This window comes from Bradyrhizobium sp. Cp5.3, assembly GCF_000426265.1.
Lineage (GTDB): Bacteria > Pseudomonadota > Alphaproteobacteria > Rhizobiales > Xanthobacteraceae > Bradyrhizobium > Bradyrhizobium neotropicale.
Genome location: NZ_AUFA01000018.1, coordinates 83,344 through 104,496, shown reverse-complemented (window position 1 = coordinate 104,496; position 21,153 = coordinate 83,344). Strand labels below are relative to the sequence as shown.

19 protein-coding genes are annotated in these 21,153 nt (G+C 65.9%); 13 read left to right on the top strand and 6 right to left on the bottom strand.

All coding sequences use genetic code 11. From position 1 onward, the window contains the following. The first annotated feature begins 190 nt into the window (after positions 1-190). From K289_RS0123600 to K289_RS0123585, 4 genes are all read left to right on the top strand, one after another. Positions 191-1,354: a PA0069 family radical SAM protein gene (locus tag K289_RS0123600; RefSeq protein ID WP_027553799.1), complete on the top strand. Its 1,164-nt coding sequence runs from the start codon at positions 191-193 to the stop codon at positions 1,352-1,354. A 25-nt stretch (positions 1,355-1,379) separates the two neighbouring features. After that, entirely contained in the window at positions 1,380-1,835 is a 456-nt protein-coding gene (locus K289_RS0123595; protein WP_027553798.1) for a VOC family protein, read from the top strand. Between the two features lie 77 nt (positions 1,836-1,912). Then, positions 1,913-2,767 carry a ribonuclease HII gene (locus K289_RS0123590; RefSeq protein ID WP_027553797.1) on the top strand — a complete coding sequence of 285 codons (855 nt, stop codon included), beginning with the start codon at positions 1,913-1,915 and terminating at the stop codon, positions 2,765-2,767. A 267-nt stretch (positions 2,768-3,034) separates the two neighbouring features. Next, positions 3,035-4,543: a glycosyltransferase family 39 protein gene (locus K289_RS0123585; protein WP_027553796.1), complete on the top strand. Its 1,509-nt coding sequence runs from the start codon at positions 3,035-3,037 to the stop codon at positions 4,541-4,543. Positions 4,544-4,656: 113 nt separating this feature from the next. Here K289_RS0123585 and K289_RS0123580 read toward each other — a convergent pair whose 3' ends face one another. After that, on the bottom strand, positions 4,657-5,472 hold the full coding sequence (locus tag K289_RS0123580; protein WP_027553795.1) for a uracil-DNA glycosylase family protein: 816 nt from the start codon (positions 5,470-5,472) through the stop codon (positions 4,657-4,659). Between the two features lie 136 nt (positions 5,473-5,608). On the opposite strand from K289_RS0123580, the gene K289_RS0123575 reads away from it, so the two are divergent. The 3 genes from K289_RS0123575 to K289_RS0123565 all read left to right on the top strand — a co-directional run bounded on the left by K289_RS0123575 (position 5,609) and on the right by K289_RS0123565 (position 10,258). Continuing rightward, positions 5,609-7,270, top strand: a complete 1,662-nt coding sequence (locus K289_RS0123575; RefSeq protein ID WP_027553794.1) for an electron transfer flavoprotein-ubiquinone oxidoreductase — start codon at positions 5,609-5,611, stop codon at positions 7,268-7,270. Between the two features lie 277 nt (positions 7,271-7,547). Beyond that, the gene (locus K289_RS0123570) at positions 7,548-9,344 is read left to right on the top strand and encodes a tetratricopeptide repeat protein (RefSeq protein WP_027553793.1); all 1,797 of its coding nucleotides are present in this window, start codon (positions 7,548-7,550) and stop codon (positions 9,342-9,344) included. A gap of 29 nt (positions 9,345-9,373) precedes the next feature. Beyond that, on the top strand, positions 9,374-10,258 hold the full coding sequence (locus tag K289_RS0123565) for a 4-(cytidine 5'-diphospho)-2-C-methyl-D-erythritol kinase (protein WP_027553792.1): 885 nt from the start codon (positions 9,374-9,376) through the stop codon (positions 10,256-10,258). Positions 10,259-10,405: 147 nt separating this feature from the next. Here K289_RS0123565 and K289_RS0123560 read toward each other — a convergent pair whose 3' ends face one another. The 5 genes from K289_RS0123560 to K289_RS0123540 all read right to left on the bottom strand — a co-directional run bounded on the left by K289_RS0123560 (position 10,406) and on the right by K289_RS0123540 (position 15,292). Next, on the bottom strand, positions 10,406-11,281 hold the full coding sequence (locus tag K289_RS0123560) for an alpha/beta fold hydrolase (RefSeq protein ID WP_027553791.1): 876 nt from the start codon (positions 11,279-11,281) through the stop codon (positions 10,406-10,408). A gap of 31 nt (positions 11,282-11,312) precedes the next feature. After that, entirely contained in the window at positions 11,313-11,945 is a 633-nt protein-coding gene (locus K289_RS0123555) for a LysE family translocator (protein WP_027553790.1), read from the bottom strand. A gap of 91 nt (positions 11,946-12,036) precedes the next feature. Further along, a complete protein-coding gene (gene fabF, locus K289_RS0123550) occupies positions 12,037-13,311 on the bottom strand; it encodes a beta-ketoacyl-ACP synthase II (RefSeq protein ID WP_027553789.1) in 1,275 nt (424 codons plus the stop codon). A 1-nt stretch (position 13,312) separates the two neighbouring features. Then, positions 13,313-13,828 (bottom strand): helix-turn-helix domain-containing protein, encoded by a 516-nt coding sequence (locus K289_RS0123545; protein ID WP_027553788.1) that lies wholly within the window; start codon positions 13,826-13,828, stop codon positions 13,313-13,315. 456 nt (positions 13,829-14,284) lie between these two features. Beyond that, positions 14,285-15,292, bottom strand: a complete 1,008-nt coding sequence (locus K289_RS0123540) for a polyprenyl synthetase family protein (protein WP_027553787.1) — start codon at positions 15,290-15,292, stop codon at positions 14,285-14,287. A 130-nt stretch (positions 15,293-15,422) separates the two neighbouring features. On the opposite strand from K289_RS0123540, the gene K289_RS0123535 reads away from it, so the two are divergent. The 6 genes from K289_RS0123535 (at position 15,423) to glyS (ending at position 21,115) form a co-directional block, all read left to right on the top strand. Beyond that, on the top strand, positions 15,423-15,650 hold the full coding sequence (locus K289_RS0123535) for a DUF2007 domain-containing protein (RefSeq protein ID WP_027553786.1): 228 nt from the start codon (positions 15,423-15,425) through the stop codon (positions 15,648-15,650). After that, positions 15,643-16,410, top strand: a complete 768-nt coding sequence (locus K289_RS0123530; RefSeq protein WP_027553785.1) for a tRNA1(Val) (adenine(37)-N6)-methyltransferase — start codon at positions 15,643-15,645, stop codon at positions 16,408-16,410. The genes K289_RS0123535 and K289_RS0123530 overlap by 8 nt, the downstream gene beginning before the upstream one ends. Before the next feature lie 216 nt (positions 16,411-16,626). Further along, positions 16,627-17,535 carry a S49 family peptidase gene (locus K289_RS0123520; protein WP_027553784.1) on the top strand — a complete coding sequence of 303 codons (909 nt, stop codon included), beginning with the start codon at positions 16,627-16,629 and terminating at the stop codon, positions 17,533-17,535. Positions 17,536-17,639: 104 nt separating this feature from the next. Then, on the top strand, positions 17,640-17,831 hold the full coding sequence (locus tag K289_RS0123515; protein WP_027553783.1) for a hypothetical protein: 192 nt from the start codon (positions 17,640-17,642) through the stop codon (positions 17,829-17,831). Between the two features lie 234 nt (positions 17,832-18,065). Then, complete coding sequence (locus K289_RS0123510) at positions 18,066-19,004, top strand: glycine--tRNA ligase subunit alpha (protein WP_027553782.1); 939 nt, start codon at positions 18,066-18,068, stop codon at positions 19,002-19,004. After that, on the top strand, positions 19,004-21,115 hold the full coding sequence (glyS, locus tag K289_RS0123505; protein WP_027553781.1) for a glycine--tRNA ligase subunit beta: 2,112 nt from the start codon (positions 19,004-19,006) through the stop codon (positions 21,113-21,115). Before K289_RS0123510 ends, glyS begins: the two co-directional genes overlap by 1 nt. The last annotated feature ends 38 nt before the right edge of the window (positions 21,116-21,153 follow it).

The following is a 21,153-nucleotide window of genomic DNA, read 5'->3' as shown; positions in this document are numbered from 1 at the left end:
CAGCGATCGTCACCAACCTCGTTGGCGCGTGATCGATCCCTGGTTGTTATCAAACGGGATCGCACCGGCAGCCCCTTGCGCGATGTCAAAATCCGGCGCGCAAAGTTTGGGCGGCTACTTTGCATGGGGTTGTTTTGCGGATTTTTGCTCTTGTTCTTGATTTGTTCCTTTTGCGTGCTATCTTGGCTCCATGAGTCGAGCATCCCTTCATGCCCTCAGGCACCCGCCGGTCACGGCGCCCTCCGAGCCGGCGGGTGCGCCTTCCGATTTCCCCGAGCTTTCGGTCGCCATCGACCGCGAGCGGAGGCGAGGGCGGGGCGCGCAATCCAACGCCAGTGGCCGCTACGAGGCCGAGGCGCGCGTCGCCTTTGACGACGGCTGGCAGAGCCTGGACGACCTGCCGCCGTTCAAGACCACGGTTGCGGTCGACACCTCACGCAAGGTGATTACCCGCAACGACTCCCCCGATATCGGTTTCGACCGTTCGATCAATCCCTATCGCGGCTGTGAGCATGGCTGCGTCTACTGCTTCGCGCGGCCGACGCACGCCTATCTCGGCCTGTCGCCGGGGCTCGACTTCGAGTCCAAGTTGTTCGCCAAGCCCGAGGCGCCGGCGCTGCTGGAGAAGGAGCTCGCCGCACCCGGTTACGAGCCGCGGATGATCGCGATCGGCACCAACACCGATCCCTATCAGCCGATCGAGCGCGAGCGCAAAATCATGCGTGGCATTTTGGAGGTGCTGGAGCGCGCCGGGCATCCCGTCGGCATCGTCACCAAGTCGGCGCTGGTCGCCCGCGACATCGACATTCTCGCGCGGATGGCAAAGCGCAACCTCGCCAAGGTCGCGATCTCGGTCACGACGCTCGATCCCAAGCTCGCGCGCACCATGGAGCCGCGGGCGTCCACGCCGCCGAAGCGGCTGGAGGCGCTGAAGCAGCTCTCGGATGCCGGCATTCCGACCACCGTCATGGTCGCGCCCGTGATCCCCGCGCTGAACGATTCGGAGATCGAGCGCATTCTGGATGCCGCCGCGCATGCCGGCGTCAAGGAAGCATCCTACGTGCTGCTCCGGCTGCCGCTCGAGGTGCGCGATCTCTTCCGCGAATGGCTGATGGCGAACTATCCGGACCGCTATCGCCATGTCTTCACCCTGATCCGCGACATGCGCGGCGGTCGCGACTACGACGCGAAATGGGGCGAGCGGATGAAGGGCACCGGCCCGATGGCCTGGACCATCGGCCGCCGCTTCGAGATCGCCTGCGACAAGCTCGGGCTCAACAAGCGGCGCTCGAAGCTGACGACGGATCACTTTGCGAGGCCGAAGCAGAACGGCGAGCAGCTGAGCTTGTTCTGAGTGGCGAAAGCCAACGAGGCGTGTCATGAGTAAGGAATTACCTGCCCCGGTGTCGCGGCTCACCGTCATCACGCTCGGCGTGAGCGACATCCGCGCCAGCATCGCGTTCTACGAAGCGCTCGGCTTTGCTCGCCGGCTGAAGGCGACCGGCGAGGCAGTCGCCTTCTTCGACACCGGCGGCCCGGTGCTTGGCCTGTTTCCCTGGGATCAGCTCGCGGCGGACGCCACATTGCCGGACAGGCCGAGGCCACTTGCCTTTCGCGGCATGACGCTCGCCTGGAACTGCCGGACGCGCGAGGAGGTCGATGCCGTGCTGGCATTTGCCGCCAGCAAGGGAGCGGCTCTGCTGAAGGCCGCGCATGAGACCGACTATGGCGGCTATTCCGGCTACTTCGCCGATCCCGACGGCCATCCCTGGGAAGTGGTGGTCGCGCCCGGGATTGAGGTCGGCGACGATCGGCGGGTGCATCTGGCCGAGTGAACCGGCGCACCTGAATAACGGGAATTGTCTGGGGTTCCCTGTTGCGCAGGCCGGACCGCTTGCGCACGATCCCGGCCATGATTCGGGACAAATCCGCCAAGCCGGCCAAGGACGCGCCAAAGAAGGACGCCGCCAGGAAGGCTGCGGCGAAGACGACAAAAGCTTCGGCCGGCAAGGCCGAGCCCGCCAAGAGCGCAGGAAAGAAGGGCATCATCGCGATCGCGCCGCCGAGCTTTCGCCGCGAGCGGGCGCTGATCAAGCGCGGTGTCTGGCCGGTGGCGGGCTGCGACGAGGCCGGCCGCGGGCCGCTTGCTGGCCCGGTGGTGGCGGCGGCCGTGATCCTCGATCCCGACCGCATCCCGCGCGGCATCGACGATTCCAAGCGGCTGACCGCGGAAGAGCGCGAAAGACTGTTCGACAAGATCTGCGCGACCGCGCAGGTCTCGGTCGCCGTCGCTTCGCCCTCGCGGATCGACCGCGACAACATCCTGCGCGCCTCGCTGTGGGCGCTGAAGCGCGCGGTGGTGGCGTTGCCTGAGGCGCCCCGCCATGTCTTCGTCGACGGCCGCGATCGGCTCGATACGACTTGCGACTGCGAGGCTGTGATCGGCGGCGACGGCAGTGTCCTGTCGATCGCCGCGGCCTCGATCGTCGCCAAGGTGACGCGGGACCGGCTGATGTGCGCGCTGGCGCAGGACTGCCCGGGCTACGGTTTCGAGCAGCACAAGGGCTACGCCGTGCCGGAGCATCTCGAGGCGCTCGACCGCCTCGGCCCCTCCGTCCACCATCGCACCTTCTTCGCCCCCGTCGTCGCCGCCCGCGCCAAGCACATGCCCTGGACGGTCGAGCCGGTGCCGGACCTGTTCTCTGTGACGGAGGTTGAGGTGCAGGTGGAAACTCAAATCGACATCGAGGCGTCAGCGAACCTCTAGAACGCCGGGGCGCACTTTCTTCGCCTCTTCCCGCTTGCGGGGAGAGGCCGGAAATCAAGCGCAACTTGAATTCCGGGTGAGGGGGAGCATCCGCGAGTCTCTTTGTCACCGTCCTTGCGGACGCAGCCCCTCACCCCAGCCCTCTCCCCGTAAGAACGGGGAGAGGGAGAAGAGACTCAGTTGCCACGACGCACAGCGCGCTTTATCAAATCAGGTGAGAGCGAATAGGGCCGGCTTGGACGGGTTGGCTGCACCTTCGGACGTTGCATGCGGTTTACCTCCCTCGTCATCGAGCTCATTCGCGCCCGGCCGCGGCTGATCGTGTGGATCGTGGTGCTGTTGCAGGCCGCGATGTGGCTGGTCGTGGCGCTCGTGTTCTACCGCAGCCCGCCCGGCAGCCTCGCAACCCTGCTGGCCTTCGGCCGCGAGTACCAGGTCGGTACTGATCTCGGCCCGCCCTTGCCGATCTGGCTCGCCGACATCGCCTATCGCATGGCCGGCAACCACATGTTCGGCGTCTACGTCCTGGGCGAGCTCTGCGAGATCGCGACCTTCATCGCGCTTTATCACCTCGCACGAGCCGTGGTCGGCAGTCAGCAGGCGGTGCTCGCCGTGCTGCTGACCATGACGGTGCTGGCCTTCTCCTCGCCCGCGCTCGATTTCGGTCCGCTGGTGCTGGCGCGGCCGCTCTGGACGCTGCTGCTGCTGCATTCCTGGCAGATCATCGGCCAGCGCCGCGGCAATGCCTGGTTCGCCTGGTCGATCGAGGCTGGGCTGTTGCTGCTGACGACGCCCGCAGCGATCTTTCTGCTCGCGCTGCTCGTCGTCTTCGCGGTCGCGACCGTCGGCGGCCGCAGGACGCTGCGCGCGCTCGACCCTCTGTTTGCGATCGTGGTCGTCGCCGTGCTGGCGCTGCCCTATGCCGTCTGGCTGATGCGCGCCGAGACCCTGGCCCTGCCGCCTATGCCGCAAGCCTCGGAGCTGAACGCCCGCGCGCTCAATGCAGCCTGGCTGCTCGGTGGGCTCGTGCTCGGAGCGGCCGCGATTCCGGCGCTGGCCTTCCTGAACACCGGCTGGTTCGCGGGAAAGACCGAAGAGCCGCCGATCATCTACCGGCCGCCGGTCCCGCCGCTGGCGCGCAACTTCGTCTACTTCTTCGCGCTCGCGCCCGCGCTCGGCGCGGTGCTGATCGCCGGCCTGTTCGGCCTCGACGGTGTCGTCGGCGGCGCCGGTGTCGTGCTGGTAATGGCGGGACTTGCCGTGGTCGTGGCGGCCGGCGACCTGATTGCGATGCGGCGCGCGCGGATGCTGCGTAGGGTTTGGGCCGCGGCCGTCGTGGCGCCGGCGGCGGGCGTCGTGCTCGCCGTGCTGGCCATGCCCTGGACCGGCACCGGTGAGATCGCGACCTCGATGCCGGCGCGCGCGATCTCCGACTTCTTCGACGACAGCTTTGCCCGGCGCACCAATCATCGCCTGCGTGCGGTCGCCGGCGAGACGCAGCTTGCGAGCCTGATCGCGCTGCATTCCGGCCGGCCGCATCTCTTCATCGATGCCGATCCTGCGCGCACGCCGTGGATGAATTCAGCGAAATTCAGCGAGACCGGCGGCGTCGTGGTCTGGCGCGCTTCCGACACCGCCGGCACGCCGCCGCCCGACATCCTCAAGCGCTTTCCCGGCATCGTGCCCGAGGTGCCGCGCGCCTTCGAGTGGCTCGTGACCGGACGCCAGCAGCTCCTGCGCATCGGCTGGGCCATCGTGCGGCCGAAGGGAATGTAAGTCATTCCGGGGCTCGCGAAGCGAAAGCCCGGAATCCATCGAGCGGCAGAGTTGGTGATGAATGGATTCCGGGTTCGCGGCTTCGCCGCGCCCCGGAATGACGACGTATGTGGTTACGCCGAACCGTTCCCCAGCACCTTCGCGATCGCGCGCAGATCCTGCCAGGCCAGCCGCTTGTAAGACGGCGAGCGGAGCAGATAGGCCGGGTGGAAGGTCGGCAGCGCGCGGATGGTGCGCGCGCCCGTGTCGTAGTCGAACCAGCGCCCGCGGGTGCGCATGATGCCCTCGCGCGTTGACAGCAGCGTCTGTGTCGAAGGATTGCCGAGCGTCACCAGCACGTCGGGATTCACCAGCTCGATCTGGCGCTGGATGAAGGGCAGGCAGATCTGCGTCTCCTGCGGCGTCGGCGTGCGGTTGCCGGGCGGCCGCCATGGAATCACGTTGGCGATATAGGCCTTGCTGCGGTCGAGCCCGATCGCGCCGATCATGCGGTCGAGCAGTTTTCCGCTTCGGCCGACGAAGGGCAGGCCTTCGATGTCCTCGTCGCGCCCCGGCGCTTCGCCGACGAACATGATACGCGCCTGCGGATTGCCGTCGGCGAACACCAGCCGCGTCGCGGTGTGTTTGAGCGCGCAGCCCTCGAAGCTCTGCATCAGCTCGCGCAGCGCTTCCAGCGTCGGCGCTGTGCGCGCGGCCTCGCGCGCCGAGGCAATTGCAACGTCGGGGGCAGGCGCCACCTCGCCGCGCATGACGGCCGGCGCCGCGACCGGCCGCGGCGCCTCTGCCAGCGGGGCCACGCGCGGGGCCGGCGGCGGGGCGTCCACTTCCGCCAGACGGTCAATTGGCTCCTCCGCGAGCGCACAGTCGACACCGGCCTCCAGATAGAAGGCTAGTAGCTCGCGGACGGTGGGGGTAGGTTCGGGGATCATCTGGAAGGTCTGACTTTTATATCAGTTTGGAGCGCCTTGCATCCCAGCGGAACGCATTTCCGCTGTTGTCCTACCCGGAAAAATCGGAAACAAGGGGGCGCAAATGACAAGGAACCGTCTCAAGGGCTGAGATCAGATGAGCACCGAAGAACTTCCCCCGCGCGAATCCATGGAATTCGACGTCGTCATCGTCGGCGCCGGCCCCTCGGGCCTGGCGGCCGCGATCCGGCTGAAGCAGCTCAACGCCGATCTCAACGTCGTCGTGGTGGAGAAGGGCTCCGAGGTCGGCGCGCACATCCTCTCCGGCGCCGTGATCGATCCCGAGGGCCTCGACAAGCTAATTCCCGACTGGCGGAATGATCCCGATTGCCCGCTGAAGACGCAGGTCAAGGACGACCGCTTCTACTGGATGACCGGCGGCGGCGCGATCAAGCTGCCGAACTTCATCATGCCGCCGCTGATGGACAACCATCATTGCTATATCGGCTCGCTCGGCAATGTCTGCCGCTGGCTGGCGCGGAAAGCGGAAGCGCTCGGCGTCGAGATCTATCCGGGCTTTGCGGCTGCCGAAGTGCTCTATGACGACGAGGGCAAGGTGCGCGGCATCGCCACCGGCGACATGGGCATCGGCCGGGACGGAAAGCCGAAGGACTCCTTTACCCGTGGCATGGAATTGCTCGGCAAATACACGCTGTTCGCGGAAGGCGCGCGCGGCAGCCTGACCAAGCAGCTGATCGCGAAGTTCGCGCTCGATGCCAAGAGCGAGCCGCCGAAATTCGGCATTGGTCTGAAAGAAGTCTGGCAGATCGACCCTGCCAAGCACCAGAAGGGGATGATCCAGCATTCCTTCGGCTGGCCGCTCGACATGAAGACCGGCGGCGGCTCGTTCCTCTATCACTACGACGACAACCTCGTCGCCGTCGGCTTCGTCGTGCACCTGAACTACGACGATCCGTATCTGTCGCCGTTCGACGAGTTCCAACGCTTCAAGACTCATCCCGCGATCCGCGGCACCTTCGAAGGCGCCAAGCGGCTCGCCTATGGCGCGCGCGCCATCACCGAGGGCGGTTACCAGTCGGTACCGAAGCTCAGCTTCCCCGGCGGCGCGCTGATCGGCTGCGCGGCCGGCTTCGTCAACGTTCCCCGCATCAAGGGCGTGCACAATGCGATGGGCACCGGCATGCTCGCCGCCGAGCATGTCGCGGCCGCGCTCGCTGCGGACCGCGCCAATGACGAACTCGTCGAATACGAGAACGCCTGGCGTTCCTCGTCGGTCGGCAAGGACCTGTTCCTGGTCCGCAACGTCAAGCCGCTGTGGTCGAAGTTCGGCACCGTGCTCGGCGTCGCGCTCGGCGGCTTCGACATGTGGTGCAACACGCTGTTCGGCGGCTCGCTGTTCGGCACGCAGTCTCATTCGAAGCCCGATCGTTCGACGCTCGATCCGGCCAAGCAGCATGTGCCCAAGAACTACCCGAAGCCGGACGGCAAGATCTCCTTCGACAAGCTGTCCTCGGTGTTCCTGTCCAACACCAACCATGAGGAGGACCAGCCGGTCCATCTGAAGGTCGCCGACATGAACCTCCAGAAGACGTCCGAGCACGACGTCTTCGCAGGGCCCTCAAATCGCTATTGCCCGGCCGGCGTCTATGAGTGGGTGGAGGAGGGCGCGAGCCCGCGCTTCGTCATCAACGCCCAGAACTGCGTCCACTGCAAAACCTGCGACGTGAAGGACCCCAACGGCAACATCACCTGGGTTCCCCCGGAGGGCGGCGGCGGCCCGAACTACGAGGCCATGTAAGACAAGGCCGAAACGTCAATCTGACGCACGTTCGCGTGAGAACGGGCTGCGGACCATCGTCCGCGGCCACGATAAGGCCATACTAGGAGCGTCTTGGGGCGCACTTGGCCGATTTGGGGCGTGCGGAGGGGATCGCCGGTCCGAATCCTTGCGGTGAGACGCCAAAAGCGGCATTGTCCGGCCTGACGGTTCCGGATCTCGATGCCGCCGGTCGCGTTCGCATGCGAGACGGCTTTCTGCTGCAAATCCAGGCACTACCAACTCAAGGCGAGCCCTGATGCTTTCAAATCGTTTCAACCGCTGGACTGTTGCTGCCATCGCCCTTGCGGGCTCTGCACTTGTGGCGGTCCCGGGCGCGGTCCTGGCGCAGACGCCGGATCATCCGTCCGACACGGCGGCACAGTTTCCGACCCGGAACGATCTGAAGGCGCTGACCACCTCCGGCAGCTATCTCGCCGCCCGCCACGCCAGCGTCGAGCGCGATGCGGCCTCCGCCGCCGCCTTCTACCGTTCGGCGCTACGCACCGATCCCAAGAACAACGAGCTGCTCGACCGCGCCTTCATCTCCTCGGTCGCCGACGGCGACATCGATGAAGCGGTCAAGCTCGCCGAGCGCATCCTCACCATCGACAAGACCAACCGCGTCGCGCGTCTCGTCGTCGGCGTGCACGATCTCAAGGTGAAGAAATATGCGACCGCGCAGAGCAACATCAACCAGTCGATCCGCGGACCGATCACCGATCTAGTCGCCACGCTGCTGTCGGGCTGGGCCGCCTACGGCGCCGGCGATGCCAAGGGCGCCGTCGCCACGATCGACAAGCTGGCCGGTCCGGAATGGTATCCGCTGTTCAAGGATCTCCACACCGGCATGATCCTCGAACTCGCCGGCAAGGAGAAGGATGCCGGCACGCGGTTCGAGCGCGCCTATAAGCTCGACGATTCCATGCTGCGCGTGAGTGAGGCCTACGCTCGCTGGCTGTCGCGCAACAAGGATGCTGCAGCGGCGACCGCCGTCTACGAGGCCTTCGACAAGAAGCTCGCCCGTCACCCGCTGATCCAGGAGGGTCTGCGCGAGACTCGCGCCGGCAAGAAGTTGCCGCCGCTGGTCGATTCCGCGCAGGCCGGTGCGGCCGAGGCGCTCTACGGCATCGGCGCCACGCTGACCCGCCGCGGCGGCGAGGATCTGGCGCTGGTCTATCTCCAGCTCTCGCTCTATCTGCAGCCCACCCATCCGCTGGCGCTGCTCTCGCTCGCCGATCTCTACGAGTCGGTGAAGCGGCCGCAGATGGCGATCAAGGTCTACGAGCGCGTGCCGTCGTCCTCGCCCTTGAAGCGCAATGCACAGATTCAGCTTGCCGTCGATCTCGATTCCGCCGACCGCACCGACGAGGCGATCAAGATTCTCAAGACCGTGGTGAGCGAGGATCCCAAGGATCTCGAAGCGATCATGGCGCTCGGCAACATCGAGCGTGGCCGCAAGAAGTTCGGCGACTGCGGCGCGACCTATTCGCAAGGCGTCGACGTGCTGCCGGCCGGCAACGACAAGGCCAACAGCGTCTGGTACTATTATCGCGGCATCTGCGAGGAGCGCTCCAAGGAGTGGGCGAAGGCCGAAGCCGACATGAAGAAGGCGCTCGAGCTGCAGCCTGACCAGCCGCATGTGCTCAATTATCTCGGTTATTCCTGGATCGACCAGGGCGTCAATCTCGACGAAGGCATGAAGATGATCAAGCGTGCCGTCGAGCAGCGTCCCGATGACGGCTACATCGTCGATTCGCTCGGCTGGGCCTATTACCGCATCGGCAATTACGAGGAGGCGGTGAAGAACCTCGAGCGCGCGATCGACCTGAAGCCCGAGGATCCCACCATCAACGATCACCTCGGTGACGCTTATTGGCGCGTCGGGCGCACGTTGGAGGCCAAATTCCAGTGGTCGCACGCCCGCGATCTCAAGCCCGAGCCGGACGACCTGCCGAAGATCGAGGCCAAGATCGCCAACGGTCTCACCGAAGACAATTCGAACTCCTCGGCCGCGCAGGCCGAAAAGAAGAAGGACGACGGCAAGGGCGGTTGAGGTTAAGTGCTTTTGGGGGCGTGTCGCCGATGCCGGCGTTGATTGAAGAGGGACGGGCGAAGGTCAATTTGAGCCTTCGCGTCGTCGGCCGTCGCGCCGACGGCTATCATGATCTCGAAAGCGTGGTCGCGTTCGCCGACTGCGCGGACCAGCTCACGCTCGAGCCGGGCGGCGAGCTCAAGCTCACCACCACGGGGCCACTCGCCGCGGCCTGCGGCGACACATCCGACAATCTGGTGTTCAAGGCGTCGAAGCTTCTGGCCGAGGCGGTGCCGAACCTGAAGCTGGGGGCCTTCGCGCTCGACAAGGTGTTGCCGGTCGCAGCCGGTATCGGCGGCGGCTCGGCCGACGCTGCGGCCGCGCTGCGGCTGCTCGCCCGTCTCAACGATCTCGCACTCGATGATCCCCGTTTGCGGCGGGTCGCGCTTGCGACCGGCGCCGACGTGCCGGTGTGCCTGCTCTCGCGCGCCTGTGACATGACCGGCGTCGGCGAGCAGCTGTTGCCCTTGATGCTGCCGAGCATGCCCTGCGTCATGGTCAATCCGCGCGTGCCGGTCGCCACCAAGGACGTGTTCCAGGCGCTGGGCTTGCGCAACGGCGAGCTCCTGGTCGGCGTCACCGACGTGATCGAAGCTCCGGCCTGGCCGGAGGAGGGCGCCTCCATCGCCGACTGGGTCGAGGTTCTCGAGACAGTGGCCAACGATCTCGAAGCGCCCGCGATGCGCATCGAGCCCGTCATCGGCGACGTGCTGGAGGCGCTGCGCGCCTCCGCCGGCGTCAAGCTCGCCCGCATGTCGGGCTCGGGCGCGACGTGCTTTGCGATCTTCGGCGCGCCGACCGAGGCGCATGCCGCCGCCGAAAGAATCCGCAGTGATCACCCTGGCTGGTGGGTGCATGCGGGGACGTTGAGCTAGGCGCTGCCGTCGTAGGGTGGGCAAAGCGACTTGTCCGCCGTAGCCCGAAGAGCGAAGGCGGAAGCGTGCCCACCACTTCTATTGGGCGACTTGGATGCATGGTGGGCACGGCGCTGTTGCGCCTTTGCCCACTCTACGATGGCTGAGCTAGCCGCCGCCGTTCTCAGCCAGCCCCAAAAACCGCCGGATCGCGCTGATCACCTCGGCTGGCCGATCGTGCTGCAGCCAGTGTCCGGCGCCGGCGATGGCTTCGATTCGCGCCCGTTGTAAGTAGCGCTCCAGGCCAGCCGCCTTGGTGCCGGCGAGGAAGCTTTCGCCAGCATTCAAGAGCAGCGTCGGGCAGGCGATGCGCGCCCACAGCGCGACATGATCATCCGACCAGAGCCGGTGCGGCGCGCTGGTGCGCTGGTAGGGATCGAACTTCCAGCTATAGGTGCCATCCTCGTTCTGCCGCGTCCCGTGCGTTGCGAGGTGCAGTGCCAGTTCGCGCGACAGCCGCTTGTTGTAGGTGATCATCTGCGCCGCCGCGTCCTCGATCGAACGGTAGCGGCGCGGTGCGCGGTCATGGAGCTTGTCGAGCTGGCCGATCCATTTGGTGATGCGCTCGTGCGTCGGCGCCTTTGGCGCATCCGGCAGCACGGTCACGCCGTCGAGGACGACCAGCGAAGAGACCTGCTCGGGAAATGATCCCGAATAGATCAGGCTCACCATGCCACCCATCGAATGGCCGATGAGGATCACCTGCGGCGCCGCAATCGTGCGGACGAGCTGGGCGAGATCGTAGACATATTCCGTCAGCGCGTAGCTGCCGCCCCGGGTCCAGTCGGAATCGCCGTGCCCGCGCAGGTCGGGCGCGAGCACGTGAAAATGCGGTTGTAGCGATCGGGCGATGACGTCCCAGCTCCGGCAATGATCGCGGCCGCCGTGAACCAGGATGACGATCGGCGCGCCCTCATTGCCCCAGTCTGCATAATGCAGGCGCAGGCCGTGAGATTCGTAGTAGCGACTTTGCGGAACGAGCATCGTGCTGCGATCCTCCTTGACTGGCGGCGCCCTAGCTATGCACGGGCCGCCGCGCCAGCGCGAGCGAGAGGCCGAGGCCTGCGATGAAGACGCCGGAGCCTTGCGTGAGGCGTCGCATCAGATGCGGCCGGCCGATCAGGTGCCTGCGTGTCGCGGATGCCATCAGCACGACGACAACATCGGCGAGCGTGTTCAGCGCCACCGAGATCGCGCCGAGCATGATGAATCGCAGGGTGGGGTTTGAGGCTGCCGGATCGAGGAACTGCGGAATGAAGGCGAGGAAGAATGCCGCGGTCTTCGGGTTCAGTGCCTCGACCAGCACGCCGTCGCGGAAGGCGCGCTTGTCGCCGACGGCCTCGCTCTTGAGCGGTAGCGCGCGGCCGGCGCTGCGAAACGTACGGATGCCGAGCCACACCAGATACAGCGCGCCGACGAATTTTACGATGGCGAACAGCTCGGCGCTCGCCAGGAGGATCGCCGATATGCCGAGGCTGCCCGCCACCACGTGCACCAGTCCGCCCAGCGCCGTGCCCGCGGTCGATGCGAAGCCGCTTGCACGTCCTTCCGACAAGGTCCGCGCCGCGACGTAGAAGATGCCGGGGCCGGGCACGGCGGCAATGACCACAGCCGCGGCCAGGAACAGCCAGATATTCGTTTCGCTCATCACGTGCACCGATCCATGCTTGGAGGTGGGCTCACAGCTCACCTGCTTGCCAACAAGTCCGACCGTGCGCAAGCGGAGGATCGTCGCAATCTTACGGTCTTGACGAGATCGTTGAGTCGATCCGGCGGAAGATCACGCTGGCATTGACGCCACCGAAGCCGAATCCGTTGGAGATGGCATGTGTCAGCGGCATCGGTCGCGCCGCGCCGGAAACGATGTCGATGCCCTCGGCACCTGGATCGGGACTTTCGAAGTTCAGCGTCGGCGGAGCGATCTGGTCGCGCAAAGCGAGGATGGTGAAGATCGCCTCCAGACCTCCGGCAGCGCCGAGGAGATGACCGGTGGCCGATTTTGTCGCGCTCACCGCGATGCTGGCGTTGCGGCCGAACAGCGCGCCGATCGCGGCAAGCTCGCTCTCGTCGCCGGCCGGCGTCGACGTCGCATGCGCATTCAGGTGCTGCAGGTCGGCTGGCGCAAGGCGCGCCTGCCGCAGCGCGATCTCCATGGCGCGCCGGGCGCCGTCGCCATCCGGCGGACCCGACGTCATGTGATAGGCGTCGGCCGTCGTACCGTATCCGACGACTTCGGCGATCGGCGCAGCGCCGCGCGCGAGCGCGTGCTCCAGCTCCTCGATCACCAGAATGCCCGCGCCTTCACCCATGACAAAGCCGTCGCGGTCGCGGTCGAACGGGCGCGAGGCACGCGCCGGCTCGTCGTTGAACCCGCTCGACAGCGCGCGAGCCGCGGCAAAGCCACCGAGGCTGACGAGATCGATGCAGGCTTCAGCACCGCCGCAGATCGCGACGTCGACCTCGCCGGCGCGGATCATGCGCGCGGCATCGCCGACCGCCTGTACTCCGGCGGCGCAGGCTGTGACCGGCGTTCCCAGCGGCCCCTTGTAGCCATGTTTGATCGAGACGTGGCCCGCGGCAAGATTGGCGAGGAACGACGGTATGGTGAACGGCGCGAGCCGGCGCACGCCGCGCTGGTCGGTGGTGCGCACGGCCTCGACCATCGCCGGAAATCCGCCGACGCCGGAGGCGATGATCGTCGCGGTCCGCTCCTGCGCGGCCGCATCCTGCGGCGCCCATCTGGCCTGCGCGACCGCTTCCGCGGTGGCAAGCAGTGCAAACAGGATGAAGCGGTCCATCTTGCGCTGATCTTTTGGCGCGGCTGCCTGTGCCGGATCGAAGCCGCCTTCGAGGTCGACGGTCTTGTCGGGTACGAGCCCGGCAATGCGCGCCGGCAGTGTCTGCGACCACTCGGGCAGCGCGCGAAGCCCGCTGCGCCCGGCGAGCCACGACAGTTCGACACCGCAGCCGAGCGGAGACACCGCCCCCATTCCCGTCACGACGATACGACGCATGTCAGTCTCCAGCCGGCGCGACGGCCGGGTTCATGGCTTTGAGCGAGGCGAGCCGCTGCCGCATCCCGCGGCTCGCGCGCGGCCCGGCGATGACCACCGCATTGGCGAGCGTGATCGGATGCATGTTGGCGGCGTCGACGACGACCGGATCGAGCGGACGAATGTCGTCCCGGTTCGCCAGCAGGATGGCCTCGCCTTTCGGCGCGAGATGCTTGTTGCCCCAGGCGAGCAGCGCCACGATCACCGGGAAGAAGTCGCGCGCCTTGGATGTCAGAACATATTCGTAGCGCGGCGGGCGCTCATGATAGCGGCGGCGGACGAACATGCCGGTCTCGGTGAGATGGGCGAGGCGCCGCGACAGGATGTTCGGCGCGATTCCGAGACTTTGCGAAAACTCGTCGAAGCGCGTGGCGCCCTGAAACGCATCGCGCAGAATCAGGATGCTCCACCATTCGCCGACCGTTTCCACGGCGCGGCCTACCGGGCATTCCAGGATGGAGGGGGATTTGGGCTGCATGGCGTGAAGCTAGGGCAGTGACTTGCAAAATGCAAGTGACTAGGATGGCAGACTCAAGGCGAGAGCGGGATGTGCCGCGGGAATGCGAAGCTTTGTCCTGATTTGAATGCGAGTTGGAGAACGACGTCCGCGCACCTTACGCCGTCATTTGCGAGCCAACGGGTCCGCGCGAAGCGCGGCCCGATGACAGGCTCCGCGAAGCAATCCAAAGTCTTGCCGTGGTGACAGACTGGATTGCTTCGGTGCGCTCGCAATGACCAGGTGGGAGCAACGCGCACATCTGCATCACCGTCACCCTAAGGTGCCGGAGCGTTAGCGGAGGCCTCGAAGGGCGGCGGCCCCGCTGCATCCGGGCGTTCATCCTTCGAGGCTTCCGGCGCGGCGCTATGCACAGCGCCGCTCGTGCCTCAGGATGACGGAGCTAATTGCAGCGCAAGAGGCGTTGAGCCGTCTCGCCTAGTGCGACCGCGCCAGACAGAACGCCACCACCTGCTCCAGCGCGCTCTTCATCGGCGAGGGCGGGAACAGCGCGAGCGCATCCACCGCCATCGCGCCGTAGTGCTGGGCGCGGCTGAGGGTGTCCTCGAGCGCGCGGTGCTTGTTCATGAGGCCGATGGCGTGGTCGAGGTCGGCATCGCCGATCTCGCCGCGCTCGAGCGCCCGGATCCAGAAGGCGCGCTCGGTGTCGTTGCCGCGGCGGAAGGCGAGCACCACGGGCAGCGTGATCTTGCCTTCGCGGAAATCGTCACCGGTGTTCTTGCCGAGCTTGGCGCTCTTGCCGCCATAGTCGAGCACGTCGTCGACGAGCTGGAAGGCGATGCCGAGATTCATGCCGACCGAGCGGCAGGCGGTCTGCTCCGCCTTCGGGCGGTTGGCGATCACGGGGCCGACCTCGCAGGCGGCCGCGAACAGCTCGGCTGTCTTGCCGCGGATCACGGCGAGATATTCGTCCTCGGTGGTTGCGGTGTTCTTGGCGGCGGCAAGCTGCATCACCTCGCCCTCGGCGATGGTCGCGGCGGCCGCGGAGAGGATGTCGAGCGCGCGCAGCGAGCCGACCTCCACCATCATGCGGAAGGCCTGACCGAGCAGGAAGTCGCCGACGAGCACGCTCGCCTCGTTGCCCCAGAGCATGCGCGCGGACAGTTTGCCGCGGCGCATCTCGCTCTCGTCGACGACGTCGTCGTGGAGCAGGGTCGCGGTATGCATGAACTCGACGGAGGCGGCGAGCTTGATGTGGCCGTCGCCGGTGTAGCCGGCGAGGTTGGCCATGGCGAGCGTCAGCATCGGCCGCAGGCGTTTCCCGCCGGAGGAGATCAGGTGGTTGGCGACCTCCGGGATCATGGTCACCTCGGAGCCGGTCCGCGACAGGATGGTCGCGTTGACGCGCTCCATGTCGGGGGCGACAAGGGCAACCAGCTCTTCGATCGACGCGCCGGGGGATTCGAAAGGTACGATGACGGCCACGCCGGTCTCCAATATTTGCCCCGGAGGGGCTATTCTGATGGAAAGACAATAGAAACTGCGGGCGGATGCGGCAAGGGCTGTGGAACCATTGACATTTGCCGCTTACCCCCCTTCAGGCAGGAGGCTCGTTTTGCGCGAACTGGTTCGGACCAACGATATGGTGCTGGTGTCGGCGATCGGCGCGCTGCTCGACGGCGCGAACATCCATCATCTGGTGCTGGACCAGAACATGAGCATCATCGAGGGCTCGCTCGGCATCCTGCCGCGGCGCATCCTGGTCCACGAGGAGGATGCCCGTGAGGCGCGGCAGCTCCTGACCGAGGCCGGGCTCAGTCACGAATTGCGCGGCGATGATTGAAGCCCAGGCAGATATCACCGAAGGCGCCTTTCTCGGCGGACAGTTGCGGCTGAGGCAGAAGCGGTCCGGCCACCGGGCCGGGCACGACGCCATTCTGCTCGCGGCAGCGACGCGGGCTGAGGCAGGCGAGCGGGTGGTCGATCTCGGCGCCGGTGTTGGCGCGGCCGGGCTGGCGCTCGCCCGGCGCGTCGCCGGGATCCGGCTCAGCCTGGTCGAGATCGATCCGGAGCTGGCAGAGCTCGCGCGCGCCAATGCGGCGGCGAACGCGATCCCCGCCGATGTGATCGTGCTCGACGTCGCGACTGATGCGTCGGCCTTTGCGGCGAACGGGCTTCCGCCCGACAGCGCCGACGTGGTGCTGATGAACCCGCCCTTCAACGACCCGGCACGGCATCGCGGCTCGCCGGATCAGGCGCGCCACACCGCGCATGTGGCGACCGACCAGACGCTGCATGCGTGGGTGCATGCAGCGCGGCGTATCCTGAAGTCGGGCGGCGCGCTGACCTTGATCTGGCGCGCGGATGGGATAGCGGAGGTGTTGGCAGCGCTGTCACGCGGTTTCGGCAGCTTGTCCATCCTGGCCGTTCATGGCGAGGCGGGACGTCCCGCGATCCGCGTGCTGGTGCATGCGGTCAAAGGCGGCCGTGCACCGACGCGGCTGCTGCCGGGGCTGATGCTTAACGAAGCGTCAAGCGTGCCCAAAAATGAGGTGAAGGAGATTCTGGAAGGGAGGGCGGTTCTGCCGCTGGCGGAGCCGTGAGGACCTACTGCGGAACTGATTCCGATTGCTGTTCCTGCGGGGACGTGAAGCGAAGCGCCGTGAAAAGCGCGCCGATCAACAGCAGCAGCAGGTAGATCTTCATGGTGTTTTCTCCGCTGCCCCATTGCAGCTTCCCAATGGCTGCTTTGCAAAACACGTTCCAGGCATCTTCAATGACAGTCGCGTGATAAGAAATGGTTAAAGTGAGGTAACGGCATGGCCGAGCATTTGAACGATCGCGGAGGCTCCGGCCTGGCCGACAAATTCATGCAATATCTGCCGGCGCGGTTTCGCCCGGGCGCGGCAATCGTGCCGGTGGTGCGGCTGTCGGGTGTGATCGGTGCGGTGACGCCGTTGCGTCCAGGCATGACGCTCACGGGCGTCGCCCGGGTGCTGGAGCGGGCCTTCGCCTTCCGTAATGCCAAGGCGGTGGCGCTGGTGATCAATTCGCCCGGCGGCTCGCCGGTGCAGTCACGCCAGATCTATCTGCGCATCAAGCAGCTCGCGGCGGAGAAGAAGCTGCCGGTGCTGGTGTTCGTCGAGGACGTTGCGGCCTCCGGCGGCTACATGATCGCCTGCGCAGGCGACGAGATCTTCTGCGATCCCTCCTCGATCCTTGGCTCGATCGGCGTGGTCGGCGGCAGTTTCGGTTTCCAGGAGGCGATCAAACGGCTCGGCATCGAGCGGCGGCTCTACACGGCCGGCGCACACAAGGCGATGCTCGATCCGTTCCTTCCCGAAAATCCCGATGACGTGGCAAGGCTCAAGTCGATCCAGCGCGAAATCCACGACATCTTCATTGCACTGGTGAAGGAGAGCCGCGGCGCGCGGCTGAAGGGGGCCGACGATACCCTGTTCACCGGCGAATATTGGGCCGGCGAGAGCGCGATCTCGCTGGGGCTGGCCGACGGCATCGGCGATATCCGCTCAACTCTTCGTGCCCGCTATGGCGAGAAGGTTCTCACCCCCGTGATCGCGCAGCCGACGGGGTTGCTCTCCGGCCTGTTCGGGCGGAAAGCACCCGGCGCGGGCCAGCTTTCGGCCCTGGAATCGGTGGCCGGCTTGCCGGACGAGCTGATCTCGGCGCTGGAAACCAGGGCGATTTGGGCGAAATTCGGGTTCTAGGGGCGGCCGCCCCCGCGCCATTTGGTCCAAACCGAGCCAATTGCAGCGAAGGCGCGTCTGCGCGAGAATGCGTGTGGGGCTGAGCTTTGAACAAGGATCGACCGATGCCGCCGTTCGTCGCTTTCGCGGGCGTCCTGGGCGGGCTTGCCGTGGTCCGCTGGGCCTACAAGACCGCCATTCGGATCAACCAGGAGCTGGAGGAGATGCGCCTGTCGCGCGTCGCCGAAACCGCCCGCATGGGGGAAATCCAGACGCTGAAGCGTGACCCCGTGACCGGAGCCTATCGCCCGGGTTAGCTCTCTCCATGAGCTGCTGCCGTAGGGTGGGCAAAGCGAAGCGTGCCCACCGCGAGGATCGCTGTCTTGGAAAGATGGTGGGCACGGCGCAAGAGCGCCTTTGCCCACCCTACCGCATCGTCTCGGGATGATGGGCTGTTTGGCCCGAATCCACCCCCTTCGCCTTGATTCCCATCCCCGCCGTCGATACGGTCCCGCACGATTCAAAACCCCCCGCGAGAGCCTGATCTGACGATGGACGCCTCATTGCCCGCCCATATGCGCCCGGACCGCTCGTTCCAGGGCCTGCTCCTGGCGTTACAACGCTACTGGGCGGATTACGGCTGCGTGATTCTGCAGCCCTATGACATGGAAGTCGGCGCCGGCACCTTCCATCCCGGGACCACCCTGCGCGCGCTCGGGCCGAGGCCGTGGAATGCCGCCTATGTGCAGCCCTCGCGGCGGCCGAAGGACGGGCGCTACGGCGAGAACCCGAACCGGCTCCAGCACTATTACCAGTTCCAGGTGATCCTCAAGCCGTCGCCGCCGAACCTCCAGGAGCTGTACCTGAAGTCGCTCGCCGCGATCGGCATCGACTCGGCCCTCCATGACATCCGCTTTGTCGAGGACGATTGGGAGAGCCCGACGCTGGGAGCGTGGGGTCTCGGGTGGGAATGCTGGTGCGACGGCATGGAAGTGTCGCAGTTCACCTACTTCCAGCAGGTCGCTGGCGTCGAATGCGCGCCGGTCGCGGGCGAGCTCACCTACGGGCTCGAACGGCTCGCCTGCTATCTGCAAGGCGTCGACCGCATCATGGATTTGAACTTCAACGGCCGCGAGGGCGCCGAGAAGGTCAGCTACCGGGAAGTATTCTTCCAGGCCGAGCAGGAATATTCGCGGCACAATTTCGAATATGCCGACACCACGATGCTGTTCGAACAGTTCAAGATGGCCGAAGAGGCCTGCAAGAAATATCTCGCGGCGGGTTGGCGTGAAGCCGACAACCAGAGGCGGCACCTGATGGCGCTGCCGGCCTATGACCAGTGCATCAAGGCAAGCCATGTCTTCAACCTGCTCGATGCGCGCGGCGTGATTTCGGTGACGGAGCGGCAGAGCTACATCTTCCGGGTGCGCGAGCTGGCAAAGGCCTGCGGCGAAGCCTGGGTGCACACCGAAGCCGGTGGAGCGGCCTGATGCCCGATCTGTTGCTTGAACTGTTCTCCGAAGAGATTCCCGCGCGCATGCAGGCCAAGGCGGCCGACGACCTGCGGCGTATGGTCACCGACAAGCTTGTCGCCGAAGGCCTCGTCTATGACGGCGCGAAAGCTTTCGCGACGCCGCGCCGCCTCGCGCTGACCGTCCACGGCATCCCCGTGCGTCAGCCCGATCTGAAGGAAGAGCGCCGCGGCCCGCGCGTCGGCGGGCCGGAGCCTGCAATTCAGGGCTTCCTGAAAGCCACGGGCCTATCTTCGCTCAGCGAAGCGAAAATCCAGAACGACAAGAAGGGCGATTTCTACATCGCGCTGATCGAAAAGCCCGGCCGCGCAGCGATCGACGTGCTCGCCGAGATTTTGCCGGTGATCATCCGCACCTTCCCCTGGCCCAAATCGATGCGCTGGGGCGTGCGCTCGGCCAAGCCCGGCTCGCTGAACTGGGTGCGTCCGCTGCACGCGATCACCGCGACGTTCGGGCTCGAGACCGAAGAGCCTGATATCGTGAACTTCTCGGTCGATGGCATCGAGGCCGGCAATACGACCTACGGCCATCGCTTCCTCGCGCCCGCTGCGTTTAAGGTGCGCCGCTTCGAGGACTATGAGGCGAAGCTCCTGAACGCGAAGGTCGTGCTCGATGCCGAGCGGCGCAAGGATGCGATCCTGACCGACGCCAAGCAGCTTGCCTTCGCGCAAGGGTTTGATCTCGTCGAGGACCAGAACCTGCTCGACGAGGTCGCGGGCCTCGTGGAATGGCCGGTCGTGCTGATGGGCTCGTTCGACCAGGAATTTCTGGCCACGCCCGCGGAAGTGATCCGCGCCACCATCCGCAACAACCAGAAATGCTTTGTGGTCAGTGATCCCAAGAGCACTGAGAAGACGGGTAAGCTCGCCAACAAGTTCATTCTGGTCGCCAATATCGAGGCGACCGACGGCGGCAAGACCATCATCGGCGGCAACGAGCGCGTGATCCGCGCGCGCCTGTCGGACGCGAAATTCTTCTACGAGACGGACCTGAAGACCAGGCTCGAGGATCGTCTGCCGAAGTTCGAGCAGATCGTGTTCCACGAGAAGCTCGGCACGCAGGCCGAGCGCATCAAGCGCATCGAGCGTCTCGCTGCCGAGATCGCGCCGCTGGTCGGCGCCGATGTCGTCAAGGCCACGCGCGCCGCGCATCTGGCGAAGGCGGATCTGCTGACCGAAGTCGTCGGTGAATTCCCGGAAGTGCAGGGCCTGATGGGCAGGTATTACGCGCTGGCCCAGGGCGAGGACGCCTCCGTCGCCGCGGCCTGCGAGGAACACTACAAGCCGCAAGGGCCGGCCGATCGCGTGCCGACCGATCCGGTGAGCGTGGCGGTGGCGCTCGCCGACAAGCTCGATACGCTCGCCGGTTTCTGGGCGATCGATGAGAAGCCGACGGGATCGAAGGATCCATATGCGCTGCGCCGTGCGGCGCTGGGCGTGATCCGGCTGATCGCAGAGAACGCGCTTCGGCTCTCGCTGTCGAACGTGGCGGCGTCCGCGCTCGCTGGTTTGTCGGTCAAGCCGGCCGATGCACAGAAGATCCCGAGCGATCTGCTCGCCTTCTTCGCCGACCGCCTGAAGGTGCAGCTCCGTGAGCAGGGCGCGCGTCATGATCTCGTTGATGCCGTCTTCTCGCTCGGCGGCCAGGACGACCTTCTTATGATCGTCCGCCGCGTCGAGGCGCTCGGAAAATTCCTCGATACTGACGACGGCAAGAACCTGCTCGCCGGCACCAAGCGCGCCAGCAACATCCTCAGCATCGAGGAGAAGAAGGACAAGCGCACGTTCGACGGCGCGCCGGATGCAGGCCTCTACAGCCTGCCTGAAGAGAAGGCGCTGGCGAAGGCGATTGGCGAGGTGAAGGCGGAAGCAAGCGCCGCCGTCGCCAAGGAAGACTTTGCCGCCGCGATGAGCGCGATGGCAAAACTGCGTCCGCCGGTCGATGCGTTCTTCGACAAGGTCCGCGTCAACGACGAGGATGCGAAGGTGCGCGAGAACCGCCTGAAGCTGCTCAACGAGATCCGCAGCGCCACGCGGGCGGTCGCGGATTTCTCGAAGATCCAGGATTGAGCGCGCCACAATTGAGGCTGTCATTCCGGGGCGCGCGA